The organism is Acidovorax sp. HMWF029 (assembly GCF_003060895.1).
Lineage (GTDB): Bacteria > Pseudomonadota > Gammaproteobacteria > Burkholderiales > Burkholderiaceae_C > Acidovorax.
In genome coordinates this window covers 1-10,840 of record NZ_QAIH01000220.1, presented here as the reverse complement: position 1 = coordinate 10,840, position 10,840 = coordinate 1, and the positions used below count along the sequence as shown (strand labels likewise).

The following is a 10,840-nucleotide window of genomic DNA, read 5'->3' as shown; positions in this document are numbered from 1 at the left end:
GTGCGGATCAGGCGTGACTCAAAGCGCCGCGTGAGCGTATCCCACACCTCGGGCTGGCCGCCCGCCAGCAGTTTTTGCGCCTCGGTTTCCAGCGCCTGCTCCCAGCTGTGGGCTGCCGCAGCAGGGGCAACTACCGCCGCCGCATCGGCCGACGACCACGACGGCGCGGCGGCAGGAATGGACGCAGGCACGGGCACCGCTGAATGCAGCCCACCCACCATGTCGGACGATGGTGGGGGGGGGGCGGACGCCTGCGCCGCGGGGGCCACAGCAGCCGGCGATGCCACAGGCAAAGAGGTGACGGTGGCCGTAGCGTCAGCACCCGGCGTGGGGCGCACGGGAGGCTGGTAAACCGGGGCCTCCAGCACTTCAGGGGGCAGGTCTTGCAGCGAGATCACCTGCGCGGGCGCCATCACGGTGAGCCAGTGGCAGATGTTCTCCAGCTGGCGCACGTTGCCGGGGAAGGCAAACTGCTCCAGCCGCGCCAGCGCCGAGTCGGCGATGCGCTTGGGCTCCACGCCCAACTGACGAGCGCTTTGCTGCAGGAAGTGGCGGGTGAGCATGGGCACGTCTTCATGCCGCTCGCGCAGCGCAGGCAGGCGCAGGCGGATCACGTTGAGGCGGTGGAACAAGTCCTCGCGGAAGCCACCTTCCTTGACGCGCTGCTCCAGGTTCTGGTGGGTGGCGGCAATCACGCGCACATGCGCTTTGACGGCGGCGTGGCCACCCACACGGTAGAACTGGCCGTCGGACAACACGCGCAGCAGGCGCGTCTGCAAATCAAACGGCATGTCACCGATTTCATCGAGGAACAGCGTGCCGCCCTCAGCCTGCTCGAAGCGGCCTCGCCGCTGCGTCTGCGCGCCGGTGAAGGCACCGCGCTCGTGGCCGAAGAGTTCGCTCTCCAGCAGATCTTTGGGGATGGCGGCCGTGTTGATGGCCACAAAGGGGCCATCCGCCACGGGCGAGTGCTTGTGCAGCGCGCGCGCCACCAGCTCCTTGCCCGAGCCCGATTCGCCAGTAATGAGCACCGTGACCTGGCTCTGGCTCAGTCGCCCGATGGCGCGGAACACGTCCTGCATGGCGGGCGCCTGGCCCAGCATTTCGGGGGTGGCGGTCTGGCGTTCTTCGGTGACTTCTTCGCGCTGGCTTTCTTCCACCGCGCGGCGGATCAGCTCCACCGCTTTGGGCAGGTCGAAAGGCTTGGGCAGGTATTCAAACGCGCCGCGCTGAAAAGCCGACACAGCGCTGTCGAGGTCGGAGTACGCCGTCATGATGATGACGGGCAGGCCAGGCTGCAGCTCGCGCACCTTCTCCAGCAGTTGCAGGCCCGAGCCTCCGGGCATGCGGATGTCGCTCACCAGGACCTGGGGGCCCTGGCGGGCAGGGTCGCCTGCAGTGACATCGGCCAGTGCGTCCAGCACTTCGCGGGGGTGCGTGAAGCTGCGCGTGGGCAGGTTCTCGCGGGCCAGCGCCTTCTCCAGGACGAAGCGGATCGAGGGGTCGTCATCTACTATCCAGATCGGCTTCATATGTTTTTCTAACCTTCCCTGTGGTTGCGTGTCAGGGACCGTCGTGCGCTGTCAAGGCAAGGGAATCAAGATGCGGAAGTCGGTGCGACCCGGTACGCTGTCGCATTCGATCAACCCGTGGTGGCGCTGTACGAAGGTTTGCGCCAACGTCAACCCCAGTCCTGATCCGCCGTCCCGCCCCGACACCAGTGGATAAAAAATCCGTTCCTTGATGGCGTCGGGTACGCCCGGTCCGTTGTCGATGACATGCAATTCCAGTGCCAGCCGGTAACGCTGGCGGCCGAACGTGACCTGGCGAGCCACGCGGGTGCGCAGTGTGATCACAGCGTCGCCCGCCGCAATGCGATCGGTCAGCGCCTGAGCGCCGTTTTGCACGATGTTCAGCAGCGCCTGGATGAGCTGGGCGCGGTCACCCCGGAACTCAGGGATGGAGGTGTCGTAGTCGCGCTGGACCTTGAGGCCCTGCGGATACTCGACCAGCACCAGCGAACGCACGCGCTCGCACACCTCGTGGATGTTCACATCGCCCACCAGATGCGGGTGGCGGTGGGGCGCGAGCAGCCGGTCCACCAGGCTCTGCAGGCGGTCGGCCTCGTGGATGATGACCTGGGTGTATTCGGTCAGCTCGCGGCTGTCCAGCTCCATCTCCAGCAGCTGCGCCGCCCCCCGGATGCCGCCCAGCGGGTTTTTGATCTCGTGGGCCAGGTTGCGGATGAGTTCCTTGTTGGCCTGGGCCTGGTCGCGCAGGCGCTCTTCACGGTCCTGGCGGGCCTGCTGCTCCAGCGGCCACAGCTCCACCAGGATCTCGCCCACCTGCTCGGCATCGGCCACATTGACATGCACGGGCACCGGCTCCTGGTGCAAGCGCTTGAGGCTGGCCTCGTAGCGCAGCGCGGCAAAGTCCTTGCCCCTGGCGCCTGCCAGGGCGGTCTGCATCAAGGCGGGGTCGGTGAAGAAGGTGGAGAAGTCCGCACCCTCCAGGGTGCGGCGCGACAGGCCCAGCGTGTTCTCCAAGGCAGCGTTGGCAAACTGCACGGCGCCATCGGCGCGCAGCACAGCCACCAGGGTGGACATCAGGTCCAGCGAATGAAAACGCCCGGTGTCGGAGCCGGGCAGTTCAGGGGATGAAGGGACACTCACACGCAGGGTGGTTGTTGGTTAGTTCGCGGGCGCTGGCAGGCGGGCGATCTCGCGTTTAATGCCGGCGATGTCACTTTCGCTACGGGCCACGCTGGCCTTGAGTTCGGCCGTGCGCTCTACATAGCGCTGGGGGTTGCGCAGGTCGAGCGCATTGCGTTCGGGGGCGCCGTTGTTGTATTCCTTGACAAGGTCGGCATGGCGCGTTTCGGCCTTGCGCAGCTCAGACTCCAGGATGGCGCGCGCATCGGAGTCACGGGCCTTCTGGTCGTTGTTACTGACCTTGGGGGCAGAGGAAGGCGACGTAGCCGCACCACCGCCCGACGAAGACGAGGGAGCAGGCGCGGCACCCGATGCTGGCCGAGTGCCCTGCACCACGGTGACATTGCCCCCTTCCACCAGCCTGCAGCCGCGCTCTTTGGCCTGGGTGGCATTGTTGGTGTATTCGTTGCCGCAGCGGTAGATGCGGTCTTGTGCCCAAGCAGCAAAAGGCGCGGAGGCAATGAGGAGCAGGGTGAAGATCGTTTTTTTCATTCAGGTTCCTCGCACGGACATGCAGGAAAGAAGGGAGTATCCACCAATCGCCACACATCGCCAATCAAGCAAGGGCAGACCTGGGCAGGGGTTTATCCAAGGATGCAACACCCACTACCTTGGTTCCACCGCAGGCCATGGAAATGTTTTCAGCCCCATGAAAAAAGGCGGCTTGCGCCGCCTTTTTCCAAGCAATGGTCTGCAGGCAGACAATTACAGCGAGTAGTACATGTCGTACTCGACAGGGTGCACAGCCATGCGGAAGCGGGTCACTTCGTTCATCTTCAGATCGATGTAGGCGTCGATCATGCTGTCGGTGAACACGCCACCCTTGGTCAGGAACGCGCGGTCCTTGTCCAGGTGCTCCAGGGCCTGGTCCAGGCTGTGGCACACGGTGGGCACCAGCTTGTCTTCTTCTGGAGGCAGGTGGTACAGGTCCTTCGTGGCAGCTTCGCCGGGATGGATCTTGTTTTCCACGCCGTCCAGACCGGCCATCAGCAGGGCCGCAAAGCCCAGGTAGGGGTTCATCAGTGGATCGGGGAAGCGGGCTTCCACGCGACGGCCCTTGGGGTTGGCCACATAAGGAATGCGGATCGAGGCCGAACGGTTCTTGGCCGAGTAGGCCAGCTTCACCGGGGCTTCGAAGTGGGGCACCAGGCGCTTGTAGCTGTTGGTGCCGGGGTTGGTGATGGCATTCAGGGCACGGGCGTGCTTGATGATGCCGCCGATGTAGTACAGCGCGAAGTCCGACAGACCGGCATAGCCGTCGCCGGCGAACAGGTTCTTGCCGTCCTTCCAGACGGACTGGTGCACGTGCATGCCAGAGCCGTTGTCGCCGTGGTAGGGCTTGGGCATGAACGTGGCGGTCTTGCCATAGGCGTTGGCCACGTTGTGGATCACGTACTTTTGCAGGATGGTCCAGTCGGCGCGCTCAACCAGCGTGCTGAACTTGGTGCCGATTTCGTTTTGGCCAGCGCCCGCCACTTCGTGGTGGAACACTTCGACCGGAATGCCCAGGGATTCGAGAATCAGGGACATCTCGGCGCGCATGTCTTGCGTGCTGTCAACAGGAGGCACGGGGAAGTAGCCGCCCTTGACGGTGGGACGGTGACCACGGTTGCCGCCTTCGAGCTTGGCGCCCGTGTTCCAGGGGGCTTCGTACTCTTCGATTTCGTAGAACGTGTTGTTGGGCTCGGTGCTCCAGCGCACGCCGTCGAAGATGAAAAATTCTGGCTCGGGACCGAAGTAGGCGGTATCGCCCAGACCGGAGGCCTTCAGATAGGCTTCAGCGCGCTTGGCGATGGAGCGGGGATCGCGGTCGTAGGCCTTGCCGTCGGTGGGCTCGATCACGTCGCAGGTCAGGATCAGCGTCGTTTCTTCGAAGAAAGGATCGATGTTGGCCGTGCTGGGATCGGGGATCAGCTGCATGTCGGAGGCTTCAATGCCCTTCCAGCCGGCAATCGACGAACCGTCAAAGGCGTGGCCCGAAATGAACTTGTCTTCGTCGAAGTGAGAGACGGGCACCGTGGTGTGCTGTTGTTTGCCACGGGTATCGGTGAAACGGAAGTCAATGAACTTGACCTCGTTTTCCTTCACCATCTTCATCACGTCTGCAACGGTCTTGGCCATCAGGTTCTCCTGGGTAAAGCGCTTGTTGAAAAAAGATTTTGCCGAAATAAAAGCAGTTTGCGTGCCAGCCGAGTGCACTACCGCACTATGAAGGAGCGCCGCAGACTACGGGTTGGCACGGCACATGCCAAAAAGCACCAAAACAGTGCAATTCAAGGGTCGAGACTGAACATCACAGGTTGCGCACCAATTCAGGGCCACAATTTGCACCAAACTCGTGCAATCCTTTTTTCAGCTCCTGCCATGCGGCAGGAACCGACGGCGCAGGCCCTTTGACGCCCAGCTCGATATGCCGCCCGTATTGTGGATGATCCACGCTGGGCAGACTGAACACCCGCACCAACGGGTGCATTTTTTCGATACGCTCCATGAGAGGCGTCAACGCCGCCTCCATGGCGCCAAAGACCACCACCGACTGCTCGGTCTGGGGGGTGCGGTTGAAGAACGCCGCATAGTGCTGATCCAGCACCCCTTCGATCATGGGCCAGGCCATGACCGGAAAGCCCGGCACAAAATGCACGGCACCAGCGCCCGCCCCGTCGCAACTGAAGCCGGGGATCTTGTTGTAGGGATTGGGAATGATGCGGGCCCCTGCAGGAAACACCCCCATGTTGAGCCGGTGGATGTTGTCGGGCCGCTCAGCCTCATAAGGCACCCCCTGCTCCCGCGCAACGTCCTGCATACGCTCACGAATGAGCGCCTCGGCCTCGGGGTGCAGCACCAGTTCGCGCCCCAGGGCGCTTGCTGCGCACTGGCGCGTGTGGTCGTCGGGCGTGGCGCCAATGCCGCCGCACGAAAACACCACGTCCCCCGATGCAAAGGCGCGCTGCAGGGTCGCCGTGATGCGGTCGGGGCTGTCGCCCACATAGTCTGCATAGGCCAGCGACAGGCCCCGTGCCGCCAGAAGCTCGATGACCTTGGGCATGTGTTTGTCGGCACGTTTACCCGACAGGATTTCATCGCCCACGATGATGAGGCCGAAGTTGGGGGTCATGGTGCTGGTTTTTCGTTGGACGGTGATGGCGCCAAGGGCAAGGATGGCGCAGAGGATGTTGCGGGCAACGCGGGTGTCGCCACAGCAGGAGGCCCGGCGGCATCCAGCACATCGGAGGTGGCAACCACCGGCGCCAGCCCCGCAGACTCGGCCCGCAGGCGCTGCAGTGCCGCCAGACCGTAGTGGGTAAACCAGAGCGACGAGAACGCGAACACCAGGGTGTAGATCCAGATGGCCAGCGGAACCAGGATGAAAAAGGCCGCCGCAAAAACGACCCCGGAGGCCCAGACGATGCTGGGCGCCGCCCCCAGGTAGCCCGTGATGATGCCGATGCCCAGCAGGCTGCTGCGGTGGCGGCGGAATATCTCCTGGCGTTCCTCCTTGCTGGCATGGTCGGCCAAAGCATCAAACACCATGACCCGGTAGGTGAGCCAGCCCCAGATCAAGGGCGGCAACACCAGCACAAGCGGCGGCACCAGCCACAGCGGAACGGAAACCACCAGGGCCACCAGCGCCAACAGGGTGGAGCCCACCGACCAAACCACACTGGCGATGAAGGAGCCACCTTTTTTTCGCTCCAGATCGGGAAAACGCCGCTCAGCCACCAAGGCCACCAGGGCGGGCGTCATGAGCAACGCCACCGCCAGCAGCGACACCACCACCAGCACAGGCGCCACCGCCAGCACCACCATCAAAGGCGCCACCACGGCCGTCACATCCCCCAGGCCCCAACCCTGCAGCCAGCTCCAGACGCTGGCCAGCAGCGTGGAGGCGTCCAGCATCGCGCGCATGCCCTGGACCGCCGCATCCCAGTAGAAATAGCCCAGGCCCAGAGCCAAAGCCACCATCAGCAGCAACGGCAAGACCGACAAGGCCACAACACGCGGCCGCAGGCAATAGGCCGCAGCGCGCCAGAAAGAGTCAAGCAGAAGTCCCATGTCAGCAAGCATACCGTGTGAGCACTTGCCGGGGGTCTCAGGCTTTGCCCAAAAGCCTCAGCACGCCCCGCCACTGCTGGGACCAGAATCCCTGGCCGTAGTCGCGCAGCCGCCCCCGTGCATCGGGCTCGACCTGGTCGCGCACACCGGTGGGGTCAAAGCGCCATTCGAAATTGGCGGTGCGCAGCAGCATGTCCCACCAGGGCAGCAGCACCCCGAAATTGTGCCCACCCAGCACCACCCGGGGCCCTTCGGACTTCATGCCCCGGGCTGCAACCACCGCAGGCTTCACAGTTTCGTGGCCAATGCCAATGCTGTGGTGCAGGCGGTGGAAGCGCGGGCTGACCCACAGGCGCTCTCCCCAGCGGCCAAACCAAAGACGCACATTGGCATGCTGAAAACTCTCGCTGAGCTGGGTAATGGCCACGATGGCGATGAACTGCCCCGGGGCCACGCCAATCGCTTGCGCAACGACTACCAGAATCGTGTCCCGCAGCAGGTCGTCGAGCAAGTGGTTGCGGTTGTCGCTCCACATGGTCATCTGCTGCTGGGCGTGGTGCAGGGAATGCAGGCGCCACCACCATTCAAAGTGGTGCTGCCCCCGGTGAATCCAGTAGTCCACAAAATCGAACACCACCAGGTACAGCAGCAGGCTCACCCAGGGGATGTCCGTGATCCCCGGCCAGATACCATCCAGTTGGAAGGTGCTGACCCCCGCCACGCGCAAGGCACCAAACAGGGCGTCGGCCAGCGGGTCCACCGTGAAGAACAAGGCCAGACGGAACACGCCCAGCCGGTGGATCAGCGTGTAAAGGATGTCAGTGCGGATGGTGGCGCGGTTGGTCACCGGTTCTACCGGCCACAGGCGTTGCATGGGGCCGATCACGGCCACAATCACCGCCAGCTGCAGCAACCCCACCAAGAGCCAGCCTGCGGCCTCATAACCCGTCTCCAGCACACTGCTCAGGCCCAGCGAGAACATCAGCGGCTGCAGCACACTTTCAAACAACCACTGCTGCACACCATCGAACCAACTGCCCAAAGATCCCATCACATCATGCTCCGTTGCCTGGGCTGCAATAGGCCTCACGGCGGAATCCTGCATTGGTATCCGCACAACCCACAGCCCTGTAGTCCATCAGCGGGCCACCCCGTACTGGGGGTGTTCCCGCAAAGTCCGAAAGCAGAAACCCTGCTGCTTGAGGCCCACGATCAAGGGCTCTAGCACGGCCGGCGCCCAGGGGTCCTTGCGCGACCAGATACCCAGGTGCGCCAAAAGAATGTCGCCGCTGCGCACATCACGCAGGGCCTTGCGCAGAAGGGCCGCATTGCTGGCGCTCTCGCTGGGCAGTTCATCCCCCAGAAACCCTGCGGGCGACCAGCCCACATGCGCGTAACCACAGGCCTGCGCGGTGGCGATCAGCTGGGGGGATGTTTTTCCTCCGGGCGCGCGGAACAAACGTAGCGGCGTCTTGCCCGTCACCACCTTCAGGCGATCGGCAGCACGGCCAATCTCCGCGCAGTATTCGGCGGCAGACATCTGAAAACTCTGCCCTTCCCGAGGGCCAGCGGAAGGGCGCACACGAAACGCCGGGGCTTGCGCAGTGCCCACATCCGCACGCCAGTAGGTGTGATCCCAAGTGTGCGAGGCGAATTCGTGTCCCTCTGCTGCGCGTGAGCGCCACCAAGGAGCCCAGTGCTCCCCCAGGCTGCCATCGCCTTCCTTCGTCCGTTCGTTGGCGGCGAAAAAAGTCACCCGCACCTGCTGGCGGCTCAACACATCAGCCACCAGGGGTGCAACCTCCATGTGACCCGTGTCGAACGTCAGGTACAGGGGTTTTTTGCAGTCATTTTTGGCATTTGCGCCTGACAGACAAGCATTTGCAGCTACAAATAAAATAGCGAACTGCCATCCCGGCTTTGGTGTGCGTCCCCGTTTGGCACCCATAGACCGCACCAAGTCCTCAACGCGGAGCGTGATGCAAGGTCCAGACCCCGTGGGGCGACTTGCCTACCGTCACCTGCCGCACGACCTTTTTGGTTTCCGTGTCAACCACTGACAACTTACGGGCCCAACGCGAACTCACGTAAATGAAGCGCCCATCGGCAGACACGTCCATACAGTCAGGCCCACCCGGCACAGGGTACGATTCCACCACCTGGTAAGTCGCCATGTCGATCTTGCTGATGGAATTGGCTACGCGGTTGCTTACGTAGAGGTGGCGGCCATCCCCAGCAGCACGAAATGCATGGGCACCATTGCCAGTCTTGATCTTTCGAATGCTCGCCGGCTCACGCCCGGAGACATCAAACACTTCGACGCTGTCGCTCCCGGTCAAGCCGACAAACAAACGCTTGTCGTCGGAACTGCCATAAACGTCAGCCGGCATGGCGCCGGTCTTGATGCGCCATTTGATGGTCTGCGTGGCGAGGTCCATGGCCACGAGTTCATCGCTATCCTGCATAGTGGCGTACACCGTGGTACTGCGGCTGTCGATCCACAGGTGGCTGGGCGTACGCGAAGTGGCGACACGCTTCACAAGCGTCAGGTCATTGCCATCCCAGCGATAAAAATCCACATGGTTCAACCGATTGGCAGCGGTAATGAACCACTTCATGTCTGGACTGAAGCGCAGGTGGTAAGGGTCCACAATGCCGCGCACCGTACGCTGTACCTGGGCAGTGCGGGGATCGATGAACGTCAGCGTGTCGCCGAGGGCATTGGCCACGATCACCGATTTTTCATCAGGTGTCAGGTAAAGGTGGTGCGGCTCTTTGCCCGTAGGGATCCGAGTCGTCTCCGTCCAGGTCGCAGGGTCAATGACGCTGACATTGGCCTCCAGGGAATTGAGAACAAACAAGGGTGGCACTGAAGCGCTCGCCCCCCCCATGGACAGCCACAACCCACAAAGGGCAACACATGTACGTGCAATCGAAAAAATCTTCACAGAGCCACTTTCAACACAGCCTGTGAGTGTAGCGCCCTGCCCGCCGACACCCGACAAATTGGGGGAGCAACATCGCGCATGGAACGTGCACTTTGATCAAGGTCAGCGCCAACATGCCTTCGGCCCCATTTGTCCACCACCCTGCATTCCAGCGGGGACGCGCCGATACCGCAGCAGCGAAGCAAGCGCTCTCATGCCCCCTGGGTCAATAGTCGCATCTCGTCTTCGCCAAGCCATCTCCAGGCACCGGCCGGCAAGTCAACAGGCAAATCCATCCCACCGATCCTGGAGCGGTGCAGTCCTTCAACGCGGTTACCCACGGCAGCAAGCATGCGTTTGACCTGGTGATACTTTCCTTCTGTCAAGGTCAGGTCCAGACGATGGCTTCCAACCACCTCACACCCTGCTGCACGAACGGGCTTGGGATCGTCATCCAGCACCACCCCTCCCAGCAAATGACTCACCTGAGAGGCATCCACCGGGTGCTTCGTCGTAACTTGGTAGACCTTGGGCACATGTTTTTTGGGCGAACTCATGCGGTGAATGAACTGTCCGTCATCGCTCAGCAGCAGCATGCCGGTGGTGTCCTGGTCCAGACGCCCTACCGCCTGAATTCCTTGTACAGCACTTTTTGTGGGCCTCTGCCGCAATGGTGCGGGCAAAAGGGTGTAGATGCTGGGATAAGTGGAAGGCTTCTGGGAACACTCTGTCCCGGCAGGCTTGTGCAACAACACATAGGCCTTGGCATGGTAGGGCCAGTCAAAACCCTGCACCCGCAAAACCAGCCCGTCAGGGTCGCAGTCGGCGGTCGCATCGGTACAAGGGCGGTATTCGTACTCGTCCGAATTCGCAGTCGGCTCACGCACAGCCACCCAACCTTGTTGCACCAGTCCAGCGCAGACACGGCGTGTTCCGAACCCTTGGGAATACAAAATCTCTTGTAGTTGCATGACAAAAGCAGAGTGAATCAGCTGGGCGTAACTGGACATTGCAGGGAGCCAAGTTAGTCCGATGTTATTGCGCACCCTAAAAAGCAAAACGCCCTTCTACTCAATTGAGCAGAAGGGCGGTTTGGGCTGTAAGAGCCTGACGATGACCTACTTTCACACGGGAACCCGCACTATCATC

At 62.3% G+C, this 10,840-nt stretch carries 10 protein-coding genes; all 10 read right to left on the bottom strand.

All coding sequences use genetic code 11. From position 1 onward, the window contains the following. Positions 1-1,532 (bottom strand): nitrogen regulation protein NR(I) (gene ntrC, locus DBR12_RS15545; protein WP_233244564.1); only part of this gene is annotated, 1,532 nt, incomplete at its 3' end. Between the two features lie 51 nt (positions 1,533-1,583). Then, positions 1,584-2,606 carry a nitrogen regulation protein NR(II) gene (glnL, locus tag DBR12_RS15540; RefSeq protein WP_108618091.1) on the bottom strand — a complete coding sequence of 341 codons (1,023 nt, stop codon included), beginning with the start codon at positions 2,604-2,606 and terminating at the stop codon, positions 1,584-1,586. An 84-nt stretch (positions 2,607-2,690) separates the two neighbouring features. After that, positions 2,691-3,203, bottom strand: a complete 513-nt coding sequence (locus DBR12_RS15535) for a hypothetical protein (protein ID WP_108618090.1) — start codon at positions 3,201-3,203, stop codon at positions 2,691-2,693. Between the two features lie 213 nt (positions 3,204-3,416). Then, on the bottom strand, positions 3,417-4,832 hold the full coding sequence (gene glnA / locus DBR12_RS15530; protein ID WP_108618096.1) for a type I glutamate--ammonia ligase: 1,416 nt from the start codon (positions 4,830-4,832) through the stop codon (positions 3,417-3,419). Positions 4,833-5,004: 172 nt separating this feature from the next. Continuing rightward, on the bottom strand, positions 5,005-5,826 hold the full coding sequence (locus DBR12_RS15525; protein WP_108618089.1) for a molybdopterin-binding protein: 822 nt from the start codon (positions 5,824-5,826) through the stop codon (positions 5,005-5,007). Then, positions 5,823-6,776, bottom strand: a complete 954-nt coding sequence (locus DBR12_RS15520) for an EI24 domain-containing protein (RefSeq protein WP_199226704.1) — start codon at positions 6,774-6,776, stop codon at positions 5,823-5,825. The genes DBR12_RS15525 and DBR12_RS15520 overlap by 4 nt, the downstream gene beginning before the upstream one ends. 25 nt (positions 6,777-6,801) lie before the next feature. After that, positions 6,802-7,815: a sterol desaturase family protein gene (locus DBR12_RS15515; RefSeq protein WP_108618087.1), complete on the bottom strand. Its 1,014-nt coding sequence runs from the start codon at positions 7,813-7,815 to the stop codon at positions 6,802-6,804. A gap of 87 nt (positions 7,816-7,902) precedes the next feature. Further along, positions 7,903-8,712: a polysaccharide deacetylase family protein gene (locus tag DBR12_RS15510; RefSeq protein WP_108618086.1), complete on the bottom strand. Its 810-nt coding sequence runs from the start codon at positions 8,710-8,712 to the stop codon at positions 7,903-7,905. Between the two features lie 16 nt (positions 8,713-8,728). Continuing rightward, on the bottom strand, positions 8,729-9,712 hold the full coding sequence (locus DBR12_RS15505) for a YncE family protein (RefSeq protein WP_108618085.1): 984 nt from the start codon (positions 9,710-9,712) through the stop codon (positions 8,729-8,731). 191 nt (positions 9,713-9,903) lie between these two features. Beyond that, positions 9,904-10,662: a 16S rRNA pseudouridine(516) synthase gene (locus DBR12_RS15500; RefSeq protein WP_108618084.1), complete on the bottom strand. Its 759-nt coding sequence runs from the start codon at positions 10,660-10,662 to the stop codon at positions 9,904-9,906. Between the last annotated feature and the right edge of the window lie 178 nt (positions 10,663-10,840).